The following is a 23,749-nucleotide window of genomic DNA, read 5'->3' as shown; positions in this document are numbered from 1 at the left end:
GGCGCCCACGCCAACAACGGAGACAAGCGATGGCCTGGAAGGATTTCGGTAGCTCCCTTGCAGTCACGCGGCGACGCCGGGTTCTCGCGACTGCACTGATGTACGGGCTTACGCTCACCGTCCGCTTCACGTCGGCAACCGGCGAGGATGCCGATGCGCCGGCGCAGGCCGTTCAGGGCGCCGATGCCATGACGTCGGTGATGATCAGCGACGCCGCCCAGGCGCTCTACCGCGATTGGCTCCCGAGCGCCGCGCTGCCGATCGGCCTTCACCATGGAGCGCTGTCGGGCGCGAGAGGCTGCCGCGCAGCCTGCATGCCCGGGGCGCGCACGCCGTTCCTGTCGAGCTGCGCCCGGCAATAGGCGCTCGCCTTTCCACCTCTTCGCGTCGCCGATCGCGACAGGCTTCGCCGCAAGCGGCAGGCAGCGACGGCAACGCGCGGACATCAGAGACTGTCAACCCAGAGGAGATACCCATGCGAATTGTCATCATTGGCGCCGGCTTTGCCGGCATGTATGCCGCGCTCTCCGCAGCCCGCCTGCGCGACATCAAGGGCGTTTCGCCCGAGGAGCTCGAGATCGCCCTGGTCGCGCCGGAGCCGACCCTGGTGGTCCGCCCGCGGCTCTACGAGCCGAAGCCGGAGACGCTGACCGCGCCGCTGCTCGACGTCTTCAACGCGATCGACGTCGTCTATGTGCAGGGCAGCGCCGAAGCCGTCGACACCAAGGCCCGCACCGTACAGATCGTCACCGCCAAGGACGCGCGCAAGACGCTGCCTTATGATCGCCTTGTGGTGGCGACCGGCAGCCGGCTGTTCCGTCCGAACGTACCCGGTCTCGCCGAGCATGGCTTCAGCGTCGACAATCTTGCGGATGCGATCGCGCTCGACCGCCATCTGCACGACCTCGCCAGGCAGCCGGCATCAGTGGCACGCGACACTGTCGTCGTTGCCGGCGGCGGCTTCACCGGCATCGAGGCGGCGACCGAGATGCCGGCGCGGCTGCGCGAGATCCTTGGCAAGGACGCCAAGCCGCGCGTCGTCATCGTCGATCGCAACGCCGCGATTGCACCCGACATGGGCGAGGGCCCGCGCCCGATCATCGAGGACGCGATGCGCAAGCTCGGCGTGGAAGGCCGCTTCGGTGCCGGCGTCGCCGAGGTCAGCAAGTCCGGCGTCACGCTCTCCAGCGGCGAGCATATCGAGGCCGCGACCGTGGTCTGGGCGGCGGGCATTCGCGCCGCGCCGCTGACCACGCAGATCCCGGCGGAACGCGACAATTTCGGCCGGCTGCTGGTCGATCGTGATCTGCGCGTGCCGTCGGTCGCGGGCGTGTTCGCCACCGGCGATGCGGCGCGCGCTGCATGCGACGATGTCGGCAATTACGCGCTGATGTCGTGCCAGCACGCGACGCGGATGGGCGCCTTTGCAGGCAACAACGCCGCGGCAGAGCTGCTCGGTGTCGCGACCAAGCCGTATCACCAGAAGGCCTATGTCACCTGCCTCGACCTCGGCGAGGCCGGTGCGCTGTTCACCCGCGGCTGGGAGCGCAAGGTCGAGATGGTCGGCGATGTGGCCAAGAAGACCAAGCGGGAGATCAACACCGTCTGGATCTATCCGCCGCGCGCCGAGCGTGCCGCGGCGCTCGCATCCGCCGATCCGGAGCACGTCACCGAAGTCTGACGCTGAGCTCGGCGAGAGCACCGCAACTGCGATCATCGCTTCCGCGCACGGCGTCGTTCGATCGCTGTGCGCGGAACTGACTCGAAGTATCGCGGAGCGAAACGCAGTTTAGAATCGTCCTTAGAAGCGCTCGAAAAATCTGAGGCGCATTGACGCAGTTTCGCTGCGTTCACGTTGCGAGCTCGCAACACCATCGGCGATAAGCCCAACACTGGATGTGTTCTAATCACCGATCAGCTGCGTACGTCTTTCATCGTGTTAGTGACGGCGAGGATGAAGGCGATGTGAGTTGACGGGGGTCGGATGTTTCGTCGCACTGCGCTGGCGGCCGGGTACATGGCTGGCAGCGGTTTGTTCGCGCTGAGTGTGGTGACGCCGCGTGAAAGCGTTGCGCAATCGGCGCTGCCGCCGGTGACGGTCGAGGCGCCGAAACAACAGCAGCAGGCGCGGCGGACGCTGCCGGCGCGACGCGCGGCGCGTCCTGCACGTACGACGCCGCGATCGATCGCGAACCGGGCGCCCGCGCAGAACGTTCCAGCACCGGGGGCAGGTGGCGGCGGAGAGCGCGGCAACGGCCCGGTCACCGGTTATCTCGCCAGCCAGAGCGTCACCGCAACCAAGACCGACAGCCCGGTCCTGACGACGCCGCAGTCGATCTCGATCGTCACCCAGGATCAGATCCAGGCGCAGGGTGCGCAGAACATCACCGAAGCGCTGCGTTACACGCCCGGCGTGACGATCGAGAGTTTTGGCGCCAACGCGTTCTTCGACGAGTTCAAGCTGCGGGGCTTCACCGCGCCGCGCTATCTCGACGGGTTGCGGCTGCCGACCGACACCACGACCTTCGCGGTCCCGCGCATCGAGACCTATGGTCTCGAGCGCATCGAGGTCCTGAAGGGGCCGTCATCCGGCCTGTATGGACAATCCGATCCGGGCGGCCTGTTGAACCTGGTCAGCAAGCGGCCCACCGAGACGCCGCATTACGAGATCGAGGGATCGTTCGGCTCGTTCGATCGCTTCCAGGGCGCCTTCGATATCGGCGGTCCGGCCGACAAGGACGGCCGGTTCCTTTACCGCATCGTCGGCCTTGGCCGCGACAGCAACAGCCAGACCGACTTCGTTCAGGACAACAAGCTGTTCATCGCGCCGAGCTTCACCTGGCGCCCGACCTACGACACCAGCTTCACCGTGCTCTCGCAGTACCAGAAGGTCGACAACAAGGGTTACCAGCAATACGTCCCGGGACAGGTGTCGTTCCTGCCCAACCCCAACGGACATATTCCCTACAGCCGTTACCTCGGCGAGCCCGGGCTGGATGGCTATCATCTCGAGCAGTTCGCGGTCGGCTACGCGTTCGAGCATCGCTTCGACAACATCTTCCAGTTCCGGCAAAACCTCCGCTACACCCAGGTCAGCAACGACCTCGCATCGGTGCGGACCGAGGGCATGGTGACGGATCGTCTGGTCGCGCGCACCTACAACTACGTCAAGGCCAACGCCGCCAATGTCGCGCTCGACAATCAGCTGCAGGCGGATTTCGCCACCGGGCCGCTGGTCCACAAGGTGCTGGCCGGCGTCGACTACTTCGATCTGTGGGCGAACACGGACTATCGCACGACGCCGATTGCGCCGATCGATGCCTATAGTCCGGTCTACGGCACCGCCGTTCCGTCAGCCAGCTCGCTGGTGCCTTTCATTCTGCGCGACGACAGGCAGTCGCAGCTCGGCGCCTATCTGCAGGATCAGATCAAGCTCGATCGCTGGACGCTGACCATGAGCGGCCGCCAGGACTGGGTCAGCTCCGGCTTCACCAGCATGGCGTTCTATCCGCCGGCCGGCCACTATTCGCGCGATGACTCGGCGCAAACCGGGCGCATCGGCCTGAGCTACCTGTTCGATATCGGCCTCGCGCCCTATGTCAGCTACGGGACCTCGTTCACGCCCAACCTCGGCGCCGACAGCGCCGGCCGGTCGTTCAGGCCGACGACGGGCGAGGGCGCGGAAGTCGGCGTCAAGTTCAAGCCGAACGGCTCGAACTTCATGGTGACGGCGGCAGCGTTCGATATCCGTCAGCAGGACGTGCTGACCGCCGATCCGTTGAACCCGCTGTTCAACGTGCAGACCGATGCCGTGCGTGTCCGCGGCCTCGAGCTCGAGCTGAAGGGCAATCTCACGCGCGAGCTCGAGATCACGGCGGGATACACCCATCTCGATCCGCGGGTGACGACGAGCATCGCCGGCTATGCCGGCAAGTACATGATGAACACGGCGCAGGACCAGGGCGCGGTCTGGGGCAAGTATACCTGGTATGACGGCGCGCTCGCGGGCCTTGGGCTCGGCCTCGGCGTGCGCTATGTCGGCGAGACCTACGGCGACAACCTCAATACCTTTGTCATTCCCTCCTATGCCTTGCTCGATGCGTCGGTCAGCTACGACTTCGCTTATCTGCGGCCGGACCTGAAGGGCTGGAAGGCACAGGTCAACGTGACCAACCTGACCGATCACTTCTACGTTGCATCCTGCCTCACCGGGCTTCCCTATTGCGGCCTCGGCAATGGCCGCACGGTGCTGGGCACGATGAAGTACACCTGGAACTAGGTAACGAAATTGACTGCGACGACCAGATCCTTGCGGCGATGGGGCGCTGTCCATAAATGGACCAGCCTTATCTGCACGTTGTTCATGCTGCTGCTCTGCATCACCGGCCTGCCGCTGATCTTCCACGAGCAGATCGACGATCTCCTGCACAGCCAGGTCAAGCCGCCCGACGTGCCGCCAGGCACGCCGCCGGCCAATCTGGACCGTCTGCTCGGCAACGCGTTGGCGCAGGCACCCGGAAAGGTGCCTCACTTCCTGATCTGGGATCGCGACGATCCGAGCGCGATGTTCGTCAGCGTCGGTCCGACCATCGATGCCGATCCGACCAACAATTTGCTGATCCGGATGGATACGCATAGCGGCGCCTATCTCGATGCGCCCGATGTGACCGGCCGCTTCACCTACATCATGTTGAAGCTGCACACCGACATGTTCGCAGGCCTGCCCGGCAAGCTGTTCCTCGGATTGATGGGGATCCTGTTCTGCGTCGCGATCATCTCCGGCATCGTGGTCTACGCGCCGTCGATGCGGAAACTGCGTTTCGGCGCCTATCGCGCGCAGCGGACCCGCGTCGTGCGCTGGCTCGACGTCCATAATCTCGCGGGCATCCTGCTCGTCGCCTGGACGCTGGTCGTCGGCTTCACCGGGGTCATCAACACCTGGGCCGACCTCGTGCTCAAGATGTGGCAGTTCGGCCAGCTCGCCGAAATGACGGCGCAGTACAGGGACCGGCCGGTGCCGTCGAAGCTGACCTCGCTGAATGCGGCGGTCGAAGTGGCCACCCATGCGGTGCCCGGCATGACGCCGAGCTTCGTTGCTTTCCCGGGAACCCTGTTCAGCAGCAAGAGCCACTACGCCGTGTTCCTGCATGGCGATACGCCGCTGACCTCGCGGCTGCTCAAACCGGCGCTGATCGACGCGGAAACCGGCAAGCTGACCGACACAAGGGACATGCCCTGGTATGTGACGACCCTGTTCGTCTCGCAGCCGCTGCATTTCGGCGACTATGGCGGCATGCCGCTCAAGATCGTCTGGGCACTGCTCGACATCCTGACCATCTTCATCCTGGTGACCGGCGTGTATCTGTGGATGCGCCGCCGCAAGGCGGGCGTGAGCCAGGAACGCGCGATCGCCAACGCCGCCTCCCTCGACAACCCCGCATTATCGTCGTGACGCCAGCATGGTCTCGCATCGTTCATTGACCCAGATCTTCGCCGCCCCGCTCGTCATCGCGATCGTGAGCACGGTCGGATTGATCAGCGCGCTGGTCGGCGACGGCTGGTGGGATGCGGTCTCGTGGGCCGGGCTCGGCCTGCCTGTGCTGCTCTATCTGGTGTTCATCTGGCGGCGCCAGCCGAATTGATCGGGTTCGCCTGATCGCGCTTCGAACCGGCCGGGCAATCAGCAAAGCCGGTCCAATCGGAATATGCCGATCCCTGCGGTGTCTCATCCGCGGAGATGCGCAAGAAGCCGTACCGGCAACCGAACAAGCAGTCGCGGCCGCGCAGGTGCCTGGCGTGCGGCATCGGGCTTCACTCCGGGAGCCCCGCCATGCGTAGCGGGTTGACCAATGCGTCCAGGTCGCCCTGTCGACGATACGGCAGCAGCCCCGCCCAGCGGGCCAGGCTGAAATTGGGGTGGCCCGCCAGCAAGTCGCTTGAGATCATCCGCGCTTCATCTTGCCGGCCGAGATTCCAGAGCGCCGCTATGAGTGTCGACTGCGCGGTCAGCCAGAGCGGCCGCTGCCTCAGCACGCGGGAGGCTATATCGTGCGCCGCCGCGAAATCTCCGAGATGAAATCTTGCGCGCGCTTCGTCCACCATCGATTCGTTGCGCTCAATCGGACTGAGCCGTTGGGCGTGTTCCTCGTAGAGGACGGCCTTTCGGAAATTGCCGGCGTAGCCGTGGTACATGCCCGCCATGTGATGGGCGTCAGAGCTGCTGGGAGCGAGGCTGATCGCCGTTTCTCCTGCTGCCACAGCCTCATCATGACGACGTTGATAGGTACGAACATAGCCGATCACCAGGTATGCTTCCCCGAAGCTCGGGTCGGCGGCGAGAGCCCGATCAGCGCAGCCCAGTGCGGCTTGATACGCTTCATTTTCATCCTTGATCCAACCGAAGCGCGCCTGGTCGGTCAGGGTCAGACCCAACAAGTAGAGCGCCGGCATAAACGAGGCATTGATCTCCAGCGCCTGTTCAAAAAGCTTCCGGGCCTGTGCGTGAGTTTGCCTTGCGAAATTAACGTACAGGGCGCGTCCCTTCAAAACATACTCATAAGCCAGCGGACTGCCCGAGCGCTTTCTCCACACCCTTGCGCGTTCGCCGACCGTCAACTGGACCTCGAGCGCTTCGACGATCTCTTGCGTAATTCGGTCCTGGAGATCGAACACGTCGTCCAGGTCTCCGTCAAAGCGATCCGCCCAGAGATGGCCGCCGTCTCGACCATCAATCAACTGCGCCGTCAACCTGATGCGATTGCCGATCTTTCGAACGCTCCCCTCCAGCAGATAACGAGCACCCAGGATCTGCCCGATTTCGCGAATGTCCCGGTTCTGCCCCTTGAACGCGAAGCTCGAGTTGCGAGCTATCACCATCAATTCCTGTATCTTTGACAGGGTCGTAAGGACGTCTTCCGCGATCCCGTCCGCGAAATACTCCTGCTCGTTGTCGCCGCTCATGTTCTGAAACGGCAGCACCGCGATGGAGGGCTTTCCCGAAAACGGGCGCACGTGATGCGATTCGGCGGGAGTTGGATGGCGCTCAGGCGAAGGTCTGGCGCCAATCTTCATTCGCCAGGCGCGGATCGGCTCAGTGATGTTTTTCAGATTCTGTTGGCCCATGTCTTCGAAGGCTGCATCGACCTTGCTCCGGATCTGCCGGTAGGCGTCGTCAGACAGGCATATGCCGCCCGGGTCCGCGATGTTCTCCAGCCGCGCGGCGATGTTGACGCCGTCGCCGAAGATGTCGTCGTTGTCGATGATGATGTCGCCGACGTGAATGCCGATGCGAAATTCGATCCGCTGCTGTTGCGGTGCGGATGCGTTGAGCTCCGCCATCCTGCCCTGAACCTCTACAGAGCTGCGCACTGCATCGACGGCGCTGCCGAATTCGACAAGCATGCCGTCGCCGGTCGTTTTGACGATGCGGCCTCGATGAGCGGCGATCGTTGGATCAATGAGATTCTTTCTGGCCGCCTTGAGCCGCGCGAGCGTGCCTTCCTCGTCCGCTCCCATCAGGCGACTGTAGCCGGCGACATCTGCCGCCAGCACTGCTGCCAGTCGCCTTTCCACTCGCTCGGGCGCCACGGACTACCCTAACTTGGAAGTTCAACCCGGCCAATTAAAGCACGTCGAGCCGCCTTCGGGCTAGAGGCCACGCCCTGGCTGACCGTCAGTCGCTAGATCAGCGCTTCCGTGCGCAGCGTCGCCTCGATCTCGCCGAGGATGCGCGCCAGCCGTTCGGCCCACGCCGTCTCGCCGGCTTGGTCGGAGATCAGGTCCTGGCGGATCTCGATGCCCGAGTTCATCAGGCCGCGTGCCTCGCCATGCACGGGGATCGTGTAGTCGGTCTCGTCGCTGACCGCGTAGGGCTCGTTGTCGCCGACCACGAGATCGCCCTCGGCGCGCAGATGCTTCAACAGCAGCGGCGGCAGTACCGTGTCGCGGTGGTAGAGCGTGCCGATGTGCCAGGGTCGCGCGATGCCGGCGTAGATCGGCGTGAAGCTGTGCAGCGACACCAGCATCGTCGGCAGGCCCCGACGCGCACGCGCGTCGATGATCTCGTCGATGCGTTTGTGATAGGGATCGAAGACCTGCGCGTGGCGCATCTCGGCGGCCTCGCGCGACAGGCCTTCATTGCCCGGCACCGTGGTGGCCTCGCTGATCAGCGGGATCGAGCTTGCGACATGCGGCGGACGATTGCAGTCGATCACGAGCCGCGAATAGCGCTGCGCGATCAAATGCGCGCCGAGCCGCTCCGAGAGCCGGGTTGCGACGCCGGCGATGCCGATGTCCCAGGCGATGTGCCGCACCAGCTCGTCTTGGGGCAGGCCGAGGTCGCCGAGCGGAGAGGGAATCAGCCTACCGTAGTGGTCGCAGGTGAACAGGAACGGCGAGCGGCCGTCGGCATTGTGTTCAAGAACCGGTGAAGCGTCGGTGCTCGCGAGCAGGAACGATGGACCGCCTCCGTAATTCAAGGGCTTTTTTCCTCAACTTTGCCTATTCAGGCGGCATGCTGATCTGGAATCGGGCAGCTTTCTCTATAGATTATGCAGCCCGAAATCACGATGATTGTTTGAAGATGCCGCTGCTGACTATTCATCACAAGACCGTTTATCGCTACGCGCGCCCGGTGGCGTTCGGCGAACACCGCATCATGCTGCGGCCCCGTGACGGCCATGATCTGCGCGTGCTCGACAGCGCACTTGTGATCGATCCACAGCCGATGTCGCTGCGCTGGATCCACGACGTGTTCGGCAACAGCATGGCGATCGCCGCCTTCGACGAGCGCGCCGACATGCTGTCCTTCGTCTCGACCGCGACGGTGGAGCACAATCCGGCCGATACGTTTGCGCTGACGCCGGACGATCCCGCCTATTTCTATCCGTTCCTCTACGACGATGAGGAATTCCCCGACCTGCAGCAGTTCATCACGCCGCAATATGGCGACCCGAACGGCGAGCTGTCGGCCTGGGCGCGGCGCTTCCTCGATGTCGAGGCGCCGACGCCGACTTTCAAGATCCTCAGCGGCATGACCCACGGCATCCGCGAGGCGTTCAGCTATCGCAAGCGCTACGAGCAGGGCACCCAGCATCCGCTCGACACGCTGCGCACGCAGTCCGGCACCTGCCGCGACTATGCGCTGTTCATGATCGAGGCGCTGCGCCGGCTCGGCGTCGCCGCGCGCTTCGTCTCCGGCTATCTCGCCATGCCGCCCGGCAGCGCGCACGGCTATGTCGGCGGCGGCTCGACCCATGCCTGGGTGCAGGTCTATCTGCCGAGCGCGGGCTGGATCGAGTTCGATCCGACCAACGGCATCGTCGGCACGCGCGATCTGATCCGCGTCGCGGTGGCGCGCGACCCGCGCCAGGCGATCCCGCTGCACGGCGTCTATCTCGGCGCGGCGGACGCCTTTCTCGGCATGGATGTCGACATCAAGGTGGTCTCGGTCGGCGAGAACGCGGAGCAGGAGACGGCCTGACGATGCAGATCAAGGTCGGCTTCGAGATCACCTACACGGCGGCGCAGCCGACCCCGATGGTGATCATGCTGTCGATCCATCCGTCGCGCTACGCCGACATCGTCGGCACCGAGCGCCTTTCGACCGAGCCGGACGTGCCGATCGGCCTCTATCGCGACGGCTTTGGCAATGTCTGCGGGCGTCTGGTGGCGCCCAGCGGTGGCGTCACCTTCCGCGGCAGCGCGCTGGTGCGCGATCCCGGGCTGCCTGACATCGTCAATCCGGCTGGACAGCAGCTGCCGGTCGATCAATTGCCCGGCGATATGCTGCTCTATTTGATGCCGAGCCGCTATTGCGAGACCGACAAGCTGACCGATGTCGCCTGGTCGCTGTTCGGCAACACACCGCAGGGCTGGGCGCGGGTGCAGGCGATCACCGATTTCGTGCACCACCACGTGACGTTCGGCTATCAGCACGCCCATCACATGAAGTCGGCGCACGACGTCTATGAAAGCCGCGCCGGCGTCTGCCGCGACTTCGCGCATCTGGCGCTCACCTTCTGCCGCTGCATGGGCATTCCGGCGCGCTACTGCACCGGCTATCTCGGCGACATCGGCGTGCCGCCGGACCCGGCGCCGATGGATTTCTCCGGCTGGTTCGAGGTCTATCTGTCCGGCCAGTGGTACACCTTCGATGCCCGCCACAACACGCCGCGGATCGGCCGCATCCTGATGGCGACCGGCCGCGACGCCGCCGACGTCGCCCTCACCACGAGCTTCGGCCGCATGACGCTGACGAAGTTCGTCGTCGTGACCGATGAGGTGGCGGCGGCCTAGCGTCCCCCGGGATTTTCTGTCATTCCGGGATGGTGCGTTAGCATCAGACCCGGAATCTCGAGATTCCGGGTCTGGTCCTTCGGACCATCCCGGAATGACAACTGAACCCATGACCCCCGATCTTCTTTTCGTCTACGGCACGCTGATGCGCGGCTTCGACCATCCGATGGCGAAGCTGCTCGCGGGCAATGCCGAATTCCTCGGGCCGGCGCAGTGCCGCGGCCGGCTCTATCTGGTGAAGCATTATCCGGGCTTCGCGGTGTCGGACGATCCGGCCGACATCGTGCATGGTGAGCTGTTCCGCTTGCGGGAGCGTGAGGCCATGCTGCGTGAATTCGACATGTACGAAGCCTGCGGCGAAGGCTTTCCGCCGCCGACCGAATATGTCCGCGAGATGCTTGCCGTCACGCTCGCCGACGGCAGCGTGCGCGAGGCGTGGACCTATCTCTACAACTGGCCGGTCACCGAGCTGCCGCGGATCGCGTCAGGAAAATTCCTCGAGCATTAGCGCCCGGACGTACCGCATGTTTCGTCATGCCCGGGCTTGACCCGGGCATCCATCTCACTTCGCAAGAGTCATTCTTTTGATGGATTGCCGGGTCATAGGCGAGCGGAAGCGACGCCGTCCTTCTGACGGCTGTGCCGGCCACGACGAAAGAGAAGTCAATCCTCCCGCACCACGCGGATGTCGACCTCGCGCTCGACATAGGTCCATTCCTCGGTCGCGCGCAGCATGCCGACCAGTTCGTCGAACAAGGTGACGTGGTCGGGGGCGAATTCGAACCAGGTCAGGAAGTCGAAGGGCATGCCGAGGTCGCGCGAATGAAACAGCTGGCGGGCGATTGCGGGGAGGAATTTCAGGGTGCCTTCGATGTGGTGCGACTTGTCCTCGAAGATCTTGCGGCGCTCCTCCTGCGTGAGCTCCCACCACGCCGCGGATTTCCGGATCGGGATCAGCGCCGCGTGCGTTGCCTCGCTGCGGCCGAGCCCGGCCTGCACGGCCAAGAGCTTCTCGCGCTCCTCCTTCTCGGTGTAGCGCAGATGGCTGGCGACGCCGGCGAGCCGCCAGGAGGTCTGCGCCGGCAGCAGCGGCAGGGCGATCGATTCGCTCGCAACGATCGACAACGCCGCGACCTTCGGCAGCGTCTCGCCCTTCACCCGCGTGATGGACGTGACCTGCCAGCCGCCGCTCTGTCCGCCTCTGAATGTCGTGAACATGGCCTATCCAATCCCGGAAGCGGGGAGGGGGCAAGCTTGCCGCACAGGCTCTCCACCGTGGATTTGGGGGTAGCCCGCTCGACGGAGCCGTGACGGGCCAGACCTGTGAATAGCCCGGAAAAGCCCCACATTGTTCGGCATGGCGGGCCGTGCCGCTATATGGCTAACCGGTTGTCCGCGATTCGCCGCCCGAGCCCAAAATCCTGACTGATGCGTTTCACGCCCGAATTCCTCGATGAGCTGCGCGCCCGGCTTCCGGTCTCGGAAGTCGTGGGCAGGCGCGTCAAGCTCAAGAAGGCCGGCCGGGAGTGGAAGGGGCTGTCGCCGTTCCAGCAGGAGAAGACGCCGTCGTTCTTCGTCAACGACCAGAAGCAGGCCTGGTTCGACTTCTCGTCCGGGCTGAACGGCAACATCTTCGACTTCCTGATGAAGACGGAGGGCGTGACTTTCCCCGAGGCGGTGGAGCGTCTCGCCGCGATGGCGGGTGTCCCGCTGCCGGCGGTGACGCCCGATGCCGCGCGACACGAGCAGCACCGCCGCACCCTGCACGACGTGATGGAACTGGCGACCAAGTTCTTCGCCGACACGCTGGCTTCGCGGGGCGGCGCCAAGGCGCGCGGCTATCTTGCCGACCGCGCCATCTCGCCGGCGACCCAGCTCCAGTTCCGGATGGGCTATGCGCCGCCGGATCGCTTCGCGCTGAAGGAGCATCTCGGCGCACTAGGTATCTCCACCGACGACATGGTGGAGGCCGGGCTTCTGGTGTCCGGCGAGGACAAGCCGGTGCCGTTCGATCGCTTCCGCGACCGCGTCATGTTCCCGATCACGGATGCCCGCGGCCGCGTCATCGCCTTCGGCGGGCGTGCGCTGGAGAAGGACGTTCCGGCAAAGTACCTGAACTCGCCGGAAACCACGCTGTTTCACAAGGGCGACAATCTCTACAATCTGTTCACCGCGCGGCAGGCCGCGCATGACGGCGCACAGCTGATCGTCGTCGAGGGCTATGTCGACGTCATCGCCATGGTCACGTCGGGCTTTCCCGGCGCCGTCGCGCCGCTCGGCACCGCGCTGACCGAGAACCAGCTCGGCCTGCTTTGGAAGATGGTCGACGAGCCGATCCTCTGCTTCGACGGCGACCGCGCCGGCCAGAAGGCGGCTTATCGTGCTGCCGACCTTGCATTGCCGCAGCTCAAGCCGGGCAAGAGCCTGCGGATTGCGCTGCTGCCGGAAGGGCAGGACCCCGACGATCTCGCCCGCTCCGGCGGCCGCGGCGCGATCGAGGACGTGATCTCGGCCGCGCGTCCGCTCGCCGAAATGATCTGGTCGCGCGAGATCGAGGGCGGCAATTTCGATACGCCCGAGCGCCGCGCCGCGCTGGAGGCGCGGATCGGCGAGCTCACCAATGGCATCCGCGACGAGGTGGTGCGCCGCTATTACCGGCAGGACCTGCAGGAGCGGCTGCAGCGCAATTTTGCGCCCGAGGGCGGCCGCGGCGGTTATGGCCGCGGCGGCTACGGAAGGGGCAATTTCGGCGGCGGCCGCGGCGGCGAATCACCCCGCCAGTTTGCCCCCCGGGGACCTGCCCAAAACGGCCGGCAGGGCGGCCGGTTCGGTGCCACCCCCGGGATTTCACGGGGTCCCTACCAGGCCGCCAGCCCCCAATTGGCCAACAGTCCGATCATGCGCGGCCAGCGCAGCGCGATCTCCCGCCGCGAGGCCCTTATCCTGCAATCCCTGATCAACCACCCCTGGCTGCTGCACGACCATCTCGAGGAGGTGGCGGCGCTGGAGCTCGCCCATCCCGAGGCCCACAAGCTCAGGGCCGCCATCATCGCCGCCTTTGCCCACGACCATCACCATTCCCCGGACGCCGAGGAGCAGGCCGAGAAGATGCGGGCCGACCTCGAAGCGGGCGGATTATCCCCGATTCTTCAAAGGGTTGAGCGGGCGATCACAACCCAGGCGGTGTGGGGCGCGCAGATCGGCGCGGCGCGCGAGGATGTTTTATCAACCTGGCGTCAACTCGTTGCCTTGCATCAGAAAACCCACGCCTTACTTAGGGAAAGAAAAGATGCGGAAGCGGCTTTGGCTGAAGACTCCAGCGAGGCCAATCTGGCATGGTTGCAGGATATCCAGGCCCGGATGGCAGAAGCCGACGGGACCGAAGCCCTGATTGAAGGGTTCGGCGAATTATCGGGCCGGTTCCAGCGTAATGTCTGATAACAAAAATGCTGCGGACGGCGCTGGCCGCACCCGCAAAAAGACTCGCCAAATCCATGGTTTGGCTGCAAAAACAGGGTTAAGCGAAACTTAATAGCTACCGTAGCATTTTCAGGCGAAGTGGTTCCCGGTTCGCCGTCAGAAAATGCGTCAGATATAAATCTGTCGCGTCTTCCGATCGTAAAACCGGTATCCACTTTTACGGACGACGCGACGGGCTATTGCAGATTGGAAACCGTCGAGACGGATGACAGGGGTGGCGAGATATTGCGCCGCCCTTTGTGCGTCGAGAGAGTAAATCTAGATTTCGTGCGGATGCGCGTGCGTGGCGCCATTTTGCATGACCGCGTTTCGGGAGCTTAGTGAATGGCCACCAAGGCAAAGACGCTGCAGGTTAAGGACAAGGAAAAAGACGACAAGGCAGCGGATGCTCCTGAGAAGGATGCCGCTGACGCGCCGTCGCCGTTGCTCGACCTGTCGGATGCCGCGGTGAAGAAGATGATCAAGCAGGCCAAGAAGCGCGGCTTCGTGACCTTCGATCAGCTCAACGAAGTGCTGCCCTCTGATACGACGTCGCCCGAACAGATCGAAGACATCATGTCGATGCTGTCAGACATGGGCATCAACGTCACCGAGGCCGACGACAGCGAAGGCGAGGACGAGAAGGACGACGGCGACGACGAGACCGATAACGAGCTCGTCGAGGTCACGCAGAAGGCCGTCACCGAGGTCAAGAAGTCGGAGCCCGGCGAGCGCACCGACGATCCCGTGCGCATGTATCTGCGCGAGATGGGCACCGTCGAGCTGCTCTCGCGCGAAGGCGAAATCGCGATTGCAAAACGCATCGAGGCCGGCCGCGAGGCGATGATCGCGGGCCTCTGCGAAAGCCCGCTGACCTTCCAGGCCATCATCATCTGGCGCGATGAGCTCAACGAAGGAAAGATCTTCCTCCGCGACATCATCGATCTCGAAGCCACCTACGCCGGCCCCGAGTCCAAGGGCGGCATCAATCCGAACCTGATCGGCAACAACGGCGCCGAGGGTGCCGCTGAGGGCAATGGCGGCGACGCGCAGGCCGGTGCGCCGGCCCATGTCGCGCCGCCGGCAGCGCCGCCGTCGCCGACCCCGTTCCGCGCCGCGCCCGCCGGTGGCGAAGCCGCCACCGAGGAGAAGGATCCCGCCGAGGCCGCCGCCGAAGGCGACATGGACGACGACGAGTTCGAGAACCAGATGTCGCTCGCCGCCATCGAGGCCGAGCTGAAGCCGAAGGTGGTCGAGACCTTCGACAAGATCGCATCCGAGTACAAGAAGCTGCGCCGCCTGCAGGAGCAGGACATCGCCAACCAGCTGCAGAGCGAGTCGCTGTCGCCCTCGCAGGAGCGCAAGTACAAGAAGCTGAAGGACGAGATCATCGTCGAGGTGAAGTCGCTGCGCCTCAACCAGGCCCGCATCGATTCGCTGGTCGAGCAGCTCTACGACATCAACAAGAAGCTGGTCTCGTTCGAGGGCCGCCTGCTGCGCCTCGGCGACAGCCACGGCGTCGCGCGCGAGGACTTCCTGCGCAACTACCAGGGCTCCGAGCTCGACCCGCGCTGGCTCAACCGCGTCTCCAAGCTGTCGGCCAAGGGCTGGAAGAACTTCGTCCATCACGAGAAGGACCGCATCAAGGACCTGCGCCACGAGATCCAGTCGCTGGCGGCGCTCACCGGGCTCGAGATCGGCGAATTCCGCAAGATCGTGCACGGCGTGCAGAAGGGCGAGCGCGAGGCCCGTCAGGCCAAGAAGGAGATGGTGGAAGCCAACCTCCGGCTCGTGATCTCGATCGCCAAGAAGTACACCAACCGCGGCCTGCAGTTCCTCGACCTGATCCAGGAAGGCAATATCGGCCTGATGAAGGCGGTCGATAAGTTCGAATATCGCCGCGGCTACAAGTTCTCGACCTACGCCACCTGGTGGATCCGGCAGGCGATCACCCGTTCGATCGCCGACCAGGCCCGCACCATCCGCATCCCCGTGCACATGATCGAGACGATCAACAAGATCGTCCGCACCTCGCGCCAGATGCTGAACGAGATCGGCCGCGAGCCGACCCCGGAAGAGCTCGCCGAGAAGCTCGGCATGCCGCTCGAGAAGGTGCGCAAGGTCCTCAAGATCGCCAAGGAGCCGCTGTCGCTCGAAACGCCTGTGGGCGATGAAGAGGATTCGCATCTCGGCGATTTCATCGAGGACAAGAACGCGATCCTGCCGATCGACGCCGCGATCCAGTCCAACCTGCGCGAGACCACGACGCGCGTGCTGGCCTCGCTCACCCCGCGCGAGGAGCGCGTGCTGCGCATGCGCTTCGGCATCGGCATGAACACCGACCACACGCTGGAAGAAGTCGGCCAGCAGTTCTCGGTCACCCGCGAGCGCATCCGCCAGATCGAAGCCAAGGCGCTGCGCAAGCTGAAGCACCCGTCGCGGTCGCGGAAGCTGCGGAGCTTCCTGGACAACTAATATTTCCGATTGCCATTGCCGGGCTCGACCCGGCAATCCATCGAGACAACAACGGCGGGCCTGGGCCCGCCGTATTCATTTTGATCCGTCTCCGACGTCATTGCGAGGAGATTGCTTCGCTGCGCTCGCAATGACGTGGATAGAGTTGTGTGGACGCCGCTACTTCTTCTTCGCGCCGACGCGCTCGATGGACTTGATCTCGAGCGGCGGGCGGCCGCCCTTTTCGGCGATCTCGCGGTCCTGCTCGCGCAGGAAGGCGCGCACCGGCTCGTCGCCGTCGAGCCCGCCAATGAGCTCCGACGGCACGCGGCGGTTGGAGCGCTGCGAGCCGTCTTCATAGAAGACGTTGAAGAAGGCGAATTCGCCTTTGGGATTGGTCCCGGGTTTTTTCGGCATGCGCGGCTTGTCCTCGATCGGGGCGCCGCTGTCAAAGCAAATCGCCTGCGTCCGCGCGCCGGTCTGCCCTGCGCGATCGAGTTGCGTGCCGCCCTTGCGCAACGTCGGGCGCAGTTCGGCCCGGCATGCGCTCGCGGTGCCCGTCCGGTCACGTCAACGACATATACGGCTCAGCCCTCGAACAGCACGAACGCCGCCCACACGCTGGCGTCGCCCGCGCCCGCGACCTTGCCGTCGCGCGCATCGCGCCTCGTCTGGCGCAGCGCATCGGAATAGGTCAGCCCCTCCGCGAGGTGCTCGTAGAACCGCACGGTAAAACTCGCGGTGCCATCGTCGGCGACCGGCCACAGCGTCAGCAGCGCGCGGCGCGCACCGGCGATGCCGAGCGCGGTCGGCAGGCCGCGCAGGCCGCTGACGAAGCTCTCGTCGCCGCGACCGGTTTCGCAGGCCGACAGCACCAGGAGGTCGAGCCCGGACAGGTCCCAATCCATCAATTCGAAGGCATAGAGATAGCCGTCGTTCTCGTCGCGCAGCGGAAATCGGCTGTCGCCGGCGCCCGACAGCACGATGCCGCTCTGCCACAGCGTGTCGAGGCCCGACGCCGTGCCGTCGCGATAGAAGCCGTGCGTCGCCAGATGCGCGATGCGCGCCTTGCCGATCGCCGCGCGCAGCGTGCCTTCGCTGACGCCGCGTCCGGTCAGCATCTCGACCGGCGCGCCGCGGGTGCGGGCGAGTTTGGCGATCGCCTCGATCTCGGTCCGGGTCGCGGGCAGCGGCATCGGCCCCGGCTCGCCATATTCGATGCCGCCGGCGAGCAGCATCGCGCCCCGCTGATCGAGCGTCTCGCGCGCATGGATCGCGATCAGCGCATCGGGGCTGGTCAGCATCCGGATCGTGAACTTGTCCTCCAGCAGGCCGCCGCCACTGCCAGGCAGCAGCGCGAACGGCACGGCGAACAGGAAGCCGTCAGGCACGACATAGAGCGTGGTCTTGTCCTTCAGCAGCGGCTCCAGCGGCGCGAACAGCCGCGCCCGGAGGTTCTGGAAGCGGCCCTTGACGTCGGGCGCGTGCGTGTCCGGATCCGACGCAGCGGCCCGCGTCGCGCGCAGCCGCGCGATCTCGGTGCGCACGCCGGTGTCGACCATCCGGCCGGGATCGCCGAGATCGACCACGCGCGCCTCGCTCGTTGCGGTCTCGACGATCGCGTAGAGCACGGTCGCCGCCAGCGGCGCATTCGCCTGGCGATCCGCCTTCCATTGCCGGGTGATGAAATAGTTCACGACGGCTTCCTGCGCCGCGAGCAGCTGTGACGGACGGATCGGGTCTTGCGGCAGCTTCGCACCGATCGCATCGAGCCGCTTCTGCAGCGCCTTCTCGGCGGCGTCCTGCCGCCCCCACACCGACCTCGCCCAGTCGTCGATATTGCCCGACGAGAACAGCTCCTGTTTCTCGCCGTTGAGCCGGAGCGCCGTCCGCAGCAGCGTCGCGGTCTCCTCGTCCTTGCCGGCGACCTCCGTCTCGAGCTGGCGCAGCGCCGTGGCGTCGGCGCCGCCGAGCGTCTTCCAGCGCAGCACGGCGGCGGCAAAGGCCGGCTGCGCCACGGCGGAGCCGGCGCCGGTGGCGAAGCGGCCGAACGCGAACAAGAGATGGTCGGCATGGGCGCGGATCGCTTCGGCGACGGCGCGATCGCCCGATGTGCCGACCTCGCGCTTCATCCAGTCGAACATCTGGCGGTCAAGCGCGGCGAAGGCCTGCACCGCGCGGCTCGGATCATCAGCGATCAGGGCGGTCGCGATGCCGAGCTTGATCTCGAAGCTGATCGGATGCTGCGCGGTGAAGGCGCGGCTCGAGATCGCCAGCGCGGTCTCGCGCAGCCGCATCCCCTTGTCCCGCTCGCCGCGCTGCTCGCGTTGGCCGGCAGCCAGCACCGCGGATTTGATGCGCAGGAAATCCGCAAAATTCGCCTCATTGGCGACGATCGCCTCCAGCCGCGCCAGATCGGCCGGCGCGATCGCGGCATCGCCGGCGGCGAGCATGTCGGTGTAGAACAGCCAGGCGTCGGCCTGTCCGGCAAAGCTCGGATCCTTCGGCGCCATCGCGGCCGCGATCGCGCGGTGGCGGCGGAAATAGCGGCGGGCGTCGTCGAAGCGGCCGAGATTGAGGAAATCCTGGCCGGCGTTGTTGACCGTCACCAGCGTGTTGAGATGGTTCTCGCCATAATGTCTGGCGCGCTTCTCGATCGCGAACAGATCGAGCTCGAGCGCCTTCGCCGGCGCGCCGATCTCGCGCAGCATGTCGGCATAATTGTTGGCGAGCTTCCAGGTGGTGCGGTGGTCGGGCCCGAGCGCCTTCTCCGCGCGCTCGAAATTGTGCCGGCCCAAATTGGTCGCCGACGCCGCCGAGCCGTTGGCGGACAGCGCGACCGCGAGCTTGTCGTTTGCGATCAGCGATTCCTCGGAGCCTTCGCCCCAATAGGCGTTGAACGCCGCGATCGCCTTCATGTAGAGCGGAACGGCTTCGGCGATCCTGGCGTGGTCGGACAGCAGGATCGCGTACATCAGCAGCACGTCGGCATTGCCGGGCGGCCGTTGCGCCGCCGCCTTGCTCTGGAACGCGCGCACGAACAGTTTTTCGGCGAGATCGTCGCGCTTGACCGCGCGCAGCGTCGCGGTCGCGTCGAAATACTGCTCCATGACGAACTGGGCGTCGTCGAGCTTGTCTGCGGCATCCAGTGCTGCAAGCAGCTGTGCATAGCCGGCGTCGAACTTGCCGCTGCGTGTCAGCGCGATGGCGTTCTTCAGCTGCGCGGCGATCGCCTGCGTGCTGCCGCCACCTTGCGCCGGCGCACGCTTGGCGGGGAGGTTCTGCGCGGCGGCGGTGTCGATCGCTGCGCTCAAAACAGCGCCGAGCGCGAGCACGACACCGATCGATGCGGCAGCCCTGCGCGCGCGTGCGAAACCCAAGGGGAAGCCCAAGGCGATCGTCATCGGCAGCACACCCTCATCCCCAAACGCGTCATCGGATGGCATCCCCAAATGACGGCGGCGTTGCAGCCGGCGTGCCTGGCTTTAGCGGCGCGGCGTTGCATGAACAAGACAGCGCGGCCGGCCGCGTGGCGGAAGCGGCTTGCCCGGCCCGTGCTTCTTGGTCGCGGCCGGCGGCTTCGGCGTTCATGCTTCGCGTCCTCAAATGCTGCCGTGCGGTGCGTCGCTCGCCGCCGACCGCCGCTTGCTGCCACCGGCAGTCAAGCCAACGGATGATGTTACCGCCGGTAGGCCGGCCGGCCCGCCGTGGCTGGCGGCGGAGCCGCGCAGCGCGCAAACGAACGACGGCCGAAAGCTGAGCTTTTTCTGACCATCGTCACTTGCGCCATCCCGTCCGATTCGCGTATGAGGCGCATCTCTCTCTTTCTACAACCTTTCCTTCGAGAATCGATCGCCGATGTCCAACGCCACAATCGACGCCAACAAGGCGCTCGTGCTCGCGCATTACGACGCCGTGACCAACCGCCACGATCCCGAGGCGATCCGCGCGCAGTTGGCGCCCGACTTCTTCGACCATGCGGTGGGCAAGCGGCTGAGCGCCGAGGACGTGATCGCGCATTCGGCCGCGATGCACGAGACCTTCGCCGACCTGTCGGCGGTGGCGGAATGCCTGGTGGCCGAGCGCGACATCGTCGCCGGCCGCTTCGTCTGGCGCGGCCGGCACCGCAGCCCATGGCGCGGCATCGCGCCGACCGGCCGCCACGTCGAATTCCGCGGCATGACGTTCTGGCGGATTCGGGACGGCAGGATTTCCGAGCGCTGGGCCGAGATCGATTTTGTGGGGCTGGAGCGCCAGCTCAGGGATTGAGCTTCGGCTACGTGCCGATCGGTTGATGGATGCGCCGTGGTCATTCACCGTGCGAACATGGATGGAGGCGCGTAGCTGCCCGCCGAGGATGGAGTGTCGTGCCGACGCTTTGACTGCCTCGTTTGCTCCATGGCATGATCGGCCAATCGAAGCAGGGGGATTTTTTGCATGCTCAGGTGTCGTTTGGCGGTTGTGTTCGGCGCCTTGCTGCTTGCCACCCCCTCCTACGCCGCGCGCTGCGGCGGCAGTTTTCCGACCTTCGTCCAGTCGTTCTCGCAGGAGGCGGCGAGCGCCGGCATCCAGCAGGACGTGATCTCCGCGGCGCTCGGCGGCGTGCAGCAGGATGGCGGGGTGCTCGCCTTCGACCGCCGGCAGCGCTACACCTTCAACAAGACCTTCGAGCAGTATGTCGCAACCCGGGTCGGGCCCGGGCGCATCAATGGCGGCCGCGCGATGCTGCAGCGGCACGCCGCGCTGCTTTCGAAGATCGAGCAGCAGTATGGCGTGCCGCGCCAGATCCTGGTCGCGATCTGGGGGCTCGAGACCGATTTCGGCAAGGGCGACATGGGCAAGCTGCCGGTGTTCCGCGTGCTCGCGACGCTGGCGCATGATTGCCGCCGCACCGACCTGTTCCAGGGCGAGCTGCTCGCCGCGCTCAAGATCGTGCAGCGCGGCGATCTCCGTCTCAACGACATGATCGGCGCCTATGCCGGCGAGATCGGCCAGACGCAATTCTTGCCGTCGTCCTACATCAAGTATGGCGTCGATTTCGACGGCGACGGCCATGTCGACCTGCGCCACTCGGTCGCCGACGTGCTGGCCTCGACCGCGAACCTCCTGCACACCAGCGGCTTCAAGATGGGCGCGCCCTACGGCGAGGGCACCGCGAATTTCGAGGCGATGCGCGAGTGGAACAGGGCGGTGATCTATCGCAAGACCATCGGGTATTTTGCCGATCAGCTCGTGGGGCGGTGAAGGCGCGGCGGCCTTGTCCGTCATTGCGAGCGGAGCGAAGCAATCCATCTTTCGGCAAATGCGGGACGATGGATTGCTTCGTCGCTTCAGCGCAAAATTGCTTCGCAATTTGTCGCCGAGCTCCTCGCAATGACGATTGTTTCCATCGGGCCGCATCACGCATGGAAAAATGGATTCCGGGTTTAGCCCTGCGGGCTCCCCCGGAATGACGGTTGAGAATTCTGGTGTCTCCATGGAAACCATCGGCAGCCAAAAAATCTGGTCGTTCTTCGACCGCCGCGGATGCCAGGTCGCGAAGAACTCGGCGGTGCGGGAGGGGCCGGGCCATCGCGTCGGCTCCTATCTCGAGCTCGCCACCAAGATCGCCGAGCTGCAATTCCTCAACCGCGATCATGTGCTGCTGTTTCGCGGCCAGGGCGCCGACTACAGGAACATCAAGCGCAACTCGTCGCTGAAGCCGACGCTGTTTCGCGGCGGCCGCGGCAATCCCGATCAGGCGACGCTGGTCGGGCGGTTCGATGCGCTGCAACGCGCCGAGCGGATTCTGATCGCCGAATACGCCAGCGAAAAGCTGCTCGGGCTCGAGCGGTTGAAGCGGCATCGCATCCTGCGCTGGTCGATCCTGCAGCATTACGAGGTCTGCACCACGCCGCTGCTCGACGTCACCCATTCGATTCGGATCGCCGCCTCCTTTGCCTCGCTGGCGGAGACCGGCACCGCCTTCCTCTATGTGCTCGGCGTGCCGAATCTGAGCGGCGCGATCACCGCGAGCGCCGAGGCCGGCCTGCAGATCGTGCGCCTCGCCAGCGTCTGCCCGCCGTCGGCGGTGCGGCCGCACATCCAGGAGGGCTATCTGCTCGGCGAGTATCCGGAGATGTCCGGCACCGAGCAGAAGGAAAACTACTTTCCCTACGAGATGGATTTCGGCCGGCGGCTGGTCGCCAAATTCTCGTTCGCGCCGGCGTCGTTCTGGAAGAACGACAATTTCCCGCAGGTCGCGAAGAGCGCGCTCTATCCATCGGAGCGGAGCGATCCGCTGTTCCGGCTGGCGCTCGGGGTGAGGAAGCAGCTGGGCGGGTAATCTCGTGTCGCGATGACGCGCAGGCGTGACTCGCAGGCATGGTATGACCCGCGGGCCGTGCAACATCCCCGGTGTCGTCCCGGGCTTGACCCGGGACCCATAACCACAAATGTCCGTGTTGCACGACGCTGTGGCCCCCGGCGTGCCTCACCCACCCAATCCTGTGGTTATGGGTCCCGGCTTTCGCCGGGACGACGGCGGTGCGCGGGTTACTCCGCGCTATCGTGCTACTGGCTCGCCCTCGCGGCATCGCGCGCGATCCGCCGCGCCGCCGTCTTCTCCATCATCCGTTGCATCGTTTTCCAGTAGGTCGCCGGGCGGAAGCGTTGCAGCAGGTCCATGAAGTATGCGTCCTTGCCGATCAGGATGCGGGGCTGGTTCTTCTCGATGCCCGCGATGATGCGCTGCGCGGCCGCGGTCGGCGTGGTCCTGGCCAGCGCGTCGAAGCGCTCGATCGATTCGGCACGGCGGGCATTGTCGGTGACGCCGGTGCCGGCGCGCGAGCTGCGCGCGATGTTGGTGGCGACGCCGCCCGGATGCACCACGGACAGGCGCACCGGGCTGTTCGCCACCGCAAGCTCGTGGCGCAGGCTTTCCGAGAAGCCGCGCACCGCGAACTTGGCCGCGCAATAGGCGCTCTGGCCGGGCGGGGCGATGATGCCGAAGATCGAGGAGACGTTGACGATATGCGCCTCGCGCTGCCGCGAAAGCTGCGGCAGGAAGGCGCGGGTGCCGTGCACCACGCCCCAGAAATTGATGTTGAACAGCCATTCCATCTGCGCCTGATCGAATTCGCCGAACTCGCCGAGCAGCGCGACGCCGGCATTGTTGACGACGATGTTGAGCGAGGGATGCGCTGTAACGGCGGCCTCCGCGAACGCCGTGATCTGGTCCGGCTCGCTGACATCGAGCCGATGCACGGTGACCTTGCGCGGGCTCGCTTTCGCGATCTCCGCGGCGGCGGCCTGCAGGCCGGCCTCGTCGCGGTCGGCGATCGCCAGATCGCAGCCGCGCAGCGCCAGTTCATGCGCGAGCGCGCGGCCGATGCCGCTGGCGGCTCCGGTCACGGCAGCGGCGGATCCAGGGATCGCGGTCATGTCGGGTGAGCTCCATCTCAACGGGGGTGGCGGTTGCCAAGCGAGGAACACGGCATTTCCACGCTTTTCTCAAATTGGAACTGAACCATCCAGTGATTTTGGGCATTTAATCTATGTT

General features: G+C 65.2%; 19 protein-coding genes. 13 read left to right on the top strand and 6 right to left on the bottom strand.

Going from position 1 to position 23,749, the window contains the following annotated elements:
• Nucleotides 1-29 precede the first annotated feature (29 nt).
• From J2R78_RS10075 to J2R78_RS10055, 5 genes are all read left to right on the top strand, one after another.
• On the top strand, nucleotides 30-362 hold the full coding sequence (locus J2R78_RS10075) for a hypothetical protein (protein WP_253604139.1): 333 nt from the start codon (nucleotides 30-32) through the stop codon (nucleotides 360-362).
• Between the two features lie 113 nt (nucleotides 363-475).
• Nucleotides 476-1,681, top strand: coding sequence for an NAD(P)/FAD-dependent oxidoreductase (locus J2R78_RS10070; protein ID WP_253604137.1), 1,206 nt, complete (start codon nucleotides 476-478; stop codon nucleotides 1,679-1,681).
• 303 nt (nucleotides 1,682-1,984) lie between these two features.
• Nucleotides 1,985-4,279 (top strand): TonB-dependent siderophore receptor, encoded by a 2,295-nt coding sequence (locus J2R78_RS10065; protein WP_253604135.1) that lies wholly within the window; start codon nucleotides 1,985-1,987, stop codon nucleotides 4,277-4,279.
• A gap of 30 nt (nucleotides 4,280-4,309) precedes the next feature.
• Nucleotides 4,310-5,452, top strand: a complete 1,143-nt coding sequence (locus J2R78_RS10060; protein WP_256558834.1) for a PepSY domain-containing protein — start codon at nucleotides 4,310-4,312, stop codon at nucleotides 5,450-5,452.
• Between the two features lie 7 nt (nucleotides 5,453-5,459).
• Nucleotides 5,460-5,642, top strand: a complete 183-nt coding sequence (locus J2R78_RS10055) for a hypothetical protein (protein WP_016839685.1) — start codon at nucleotides 5,460-5,462, stop codon at nucleotides 5,640-5,642.
• 169 nt (nucleotides 5,643-5,811) lie between these two features.
• Here the strand turns inward: J2R78_RS10055 and J2R78_RS10050 are convergent, their stop codons facing one another.
• Nucleotides 5,812-7,551, bottom strand: coding sequence for an adenylate/guanylate cyclase domain-containing protein (locus J2R78_RS10050; RefSeq protein WP_253604131.1), 1,740 nt, complete (start codon nucleotides 7,549-7,551; stop codon nucleotides 5,812-5,814).
• A 128-nt stretch (nucleotides 7,552-7,679) separates the two neighbouring features.
• A complete protein-coding gene (locus J2R78_RS10045; RefSeq protein ID WP_253604126.1) occupies nucleotides 7,680-8,477 on the bottom strand; it encodes an N-formylglutamate amidohydrolase in 798 nt (265 codons plus the stop codon).
• 104 nt (nucleotides 8,478-8,581) lie between these two features.
• Here J2R78_RS10045 and J2R78_RS10040 point away from each other — a divergent pair, with 104 nt between their 5' ends.
• From J2R78_RS10040 to J2R78_RS10030, 3 genes are all read left to right on the top strand, one after another.
• A complete protein-coding gene (locus J2R78_RS10040; RefSeq protein WP_168855223.1) occupies nucleotides 8,582-9,481 on the top strand; it encodes a transglutaminase family protein in 900 nt (299 codons plus the stop codon).
• 2 nt (nucleotides 9,482-9,483) lie between these two features.
• Nucleotides 9,484-10,296, top strand: coding sequence for a transglutaminase family protein (locus tag J2R78_RS10035; RefSeq protein WP_253604124.1), 813 nt, complete (start codon nucleotides 9,484-9,486; stop codon nucleotides 10,294-10,296).
• 109 nt (nucleotides 10,297-10,405) lie between these two features.
• Nucleotides 10,406-10,804, top strand: a complete 399-nt coding sequence (locus tag J2R78_RS10030; protein WP_253609793.1) for a gamma-glutamylcyclotransferase — start codon at nucleotides 10,406-10,408, stop codon at nucleotides 10,802-10,804.
• Nucleotides 10,805-10,959: 155 nt separating this feature from the next.
• Here the strand turns inward: J2R78_RS10030 and J2R78_RS10025 are convergent, their stop codons facing one another.
• A complete protein-coding gene (locus J2R78_RS10025; protein ID WP_253604122.1) occupies nucleotides 10,960-11,514 on the bottom strand; it encodes a chlorite dismutase family protein in 555 nt (184 codons plus the stop codon).
• 210 nt (nucleotides 11,515-11,724) lie between these two features.
• On the opposite strand from J2R78_RS10025, the gene dnaG reads away from it, so the two are divergent.
• Both dnaG and rpoD read left to right on the top strand, forming a co-directional pair.
• Entirely contained in the window at nucleotides 11,725-13,734 is a 2,010-nt protein-coding gene (dnaG, locus tag J2R78_RS10020; protein ID WP_253604121.1) for a DNA primase, read from the top strand.
• A 366-nt stretch (nucleotides 13,735-14,100) separates the two neighbouring features.
• Entirely contained in the window at nucleotides 14,101-16,230 is a 2,130-nt protein-coding gene (gene rpoD / locus J2R78_RS10015; RefSeq protein WP_253604119.1) for an RNA polymerase sigma factor RpoD, read from the top strand.
• A gap of 159 nt (nucleotides 16,231-16,389) precedes the next feature.
• Here rpoD and J2R78_RS10010 read toward each other — a convergent pair whose 3' ends face one another.
• On the bottom strand, nucleotides 16,390-16,626 hold the full coding sequence (locus J2R78_RS10010) for a hypothetical protein (RefSeq protein WP_026192271.1): 237 nt from the start codon (nucleotides 16,624-16,626) through the stop codon (nucleotides 16,390-16,392).
• 170 nt (nucleotides 16,627-16,796) lie between these two features.
• Complete coding sequence (locus J2R78_RS10005; protein ID WP_253604118.1) at nucleotides 16,797-19,613, bottom strand: CHAT domain-containing protein; 2,817 nt, start codon at nucleotides 19,611-19,613, stop codon at nucleotides 16,797-16,799.
• A gap of 454 nt (nucleotides 19,614-20,067) precedes the next feature.
• On the opposite strand from J2R78_RS10005, the gene J2R78_RS10000 reads away from it, so the two are divergent.
• From J2R78_RS10000 to J2R78_RS09990, 3 genes are all read left to right on the top strand, one after another.
• On the top strand, nucleotides 20,068-20,478 hold the full coding sequence (locus J2R78_RS10000) for an ester cyclase (RefSeq protein ID WP_253604116.1): 411 nt from the start codon (nucleotides 20,068-20,070) through the stop codon (nucleotides 20,476-20,478).
• Nucleotides 20,479-20,646: 168 nt separating this feature from the next.
• Nucleotides 20,647-21,453, top strand: a complete 807-nt coding sequence (locus J2R78_RS09995; RefSeq protein ID WP_076827939.1) for a lytic transglycosylase domain-containing protein — start codon at nucleotides 20,647-20,649, stop codon at nucleotides 21,451-21,453.
• 232 nt (nucleotides 21,454-21,685) lie between these two features.
• The gene (locus J2R78_RS09990) at nucleotides 21,686-22,534 is read left to right on the top strand and encodes an FRG domain-containing protein (RefSeq protein WP_253604114.1); all 849 of its coding nucleotides are present in this window, start codon (nucleotides 21,686-21,688) and stop codon (nucleotides 22,532-22,534) included.
• A 227-nt stretch (nucleotides 22,535-22,761) separates the two neighbouring features.
• Here the strand turns inward: J2R78_RS09990 and J2R78_RS09985 are convergent, their stop codons facing one another.
• The gene (locus J2R78_RS09985) at nucleotides 22,762-23,631 is read right to left on the bottom strand and encodes an SDR family oxidoreductase (RefSeq protein ID WP_253604108.1); all 870 of its coding nucleotides are present in this window, start codon (nucleotides 23,629-23,631) and stop codon (nucleotides 22,762-22,764) included.
• Nucleotides 23,632-23,749: the final 118 nt, after the last annotated feature.

The sequence above is a fragment of the Bradyrhizobium sp. USDA 4538 genome, from assembly GCF_024171045.1.
Taxonomy (GTDB): Bacteria; Pseudomonadota; Alphaproteobacteria; order Rhizobiales; family Xanthobacteraceae; genus Bradyrhizobium; species Bradyrhizobium australafricanum.
This window is presented reverse-complemented; position numbering and strand designations above follow the sequence as displayed.

Excerpts from the sequence above, each read along its gene's own strand:
- J2R78_RS10070 (WP_253604137.1), top strand. The coding sequence starts at position 476 with ATGCGAATTGTCATCATTGGCGCCGGCTTTGCCGGCATGTATGCCGCG.
- J2R78_RS10025 (WP_253604122.1), bottom strand. The coding sequence starts at position 11,514 with ATGTTCACGACATTCAGAGGCGGACAGAGCGGCGGCTGGCAGGTCACG.
- J2R78_RS10035 (WP_253604124.1), top strand. The coding sequence starts at position 9,484 with ATGCAGATCAAGGTCGGCTTCGAGATCACCTACACGGCGGCGCAGCCG.
- J2R78_RS09995 (WP_076827939.1), top strand. The coding sequence starts at position 20,647 with ATGCTCAGGTGTCGTTTGGCGGTTGTGTTCGGCGCCTTGCTGCTTGCC.
- dnaG (WP_253604121.1), top strand. The coding sequence starts at position 11,725 with ATGCGTTTCACGCCCGAATTCCTCGATGAGCTGCGCGCCCGGCTTCCG.
- J2R78_RS10010 (WP_026192271.1), bottom strand. The coding sequence starts at position 16,626 with ATGCCGAAAAAACCCGGGACCAATCCCAAAGGCGAATTCGCCTTCTTC.
- J2R78_RS10040 (WP_168855223.1), top strand. The coding sequence starts at position 8,582 with ATGCCGCTGCTGACTATTCATCACAAGACCGTTTATCGCTACGCGCGC.
- J2R78_RS10000 (WP_253604116.1), top strand. The coding sequence starts at position 20,068 with ATGTCCAACGCCACAATCGACGCCAACAAGGCGCTCGTGCTCGCGCAT.
- J2R78_RS10055 (WP_016839685.1), top strand. The coding sequence starts at position 5,460 with ATGGTCTCGCATCGTTCATTGACCCAGATCTTCGCCGCCCCGCTCGTC.
- rpoD (WP_253604119.1), top strand. The coding sequence starts at position 14,101 with ATGGCCACCAAGGCAAAGACGCTGCAGGTTAAGGACAAGGAAAAAGAC.
- J2R78_RS10075 (WP_253604139.1), top strand. The coding sequence starts at position 30 with ATGGCCTGGAAGGATTTCGGTAGCTCCCTTGCAGTCACGCGGCGACGC.
- J2R78_RS10030 (WP_253609793.1), top strand. The coding sequence starts at position 10,406 with ATGACCCCCGATCTTCTTTTCGTCTACGGCACGCTGATGCGCGGCTTC.
- J2R78_RS09990 (WP_253604114.1), top strand. The coding sequence starts at position 21,686 with ATGGAAACCATCGGCAGCCAAAAAATCTGGTCGTTCTTCGACCGCCGC.
- J2R78_RS10065 (WP_253604135.1), top strand. The coding sequence starts at position 1,985 with ATGTTTCGTCGCACTGCGCTGGCGGCCGGGTACATGGCTGGCAGCGGT.
- J2R78_RS09985 (WP_253604108.1), bottom strand. The coding sequence starts at position 23,631 with ATGACCGCGATCCCTGGATCCGCCGCTGCCGTGACCGGAGCCGCCAGC.
- J2R78_RS10005 (WP_253604118.1), bottom strand. The coding sequence starts at position 19,613 with ATGACGATCGCCTTGGGCTTCCCCTTGGGTTTCGCACGCGCGCGCAGG.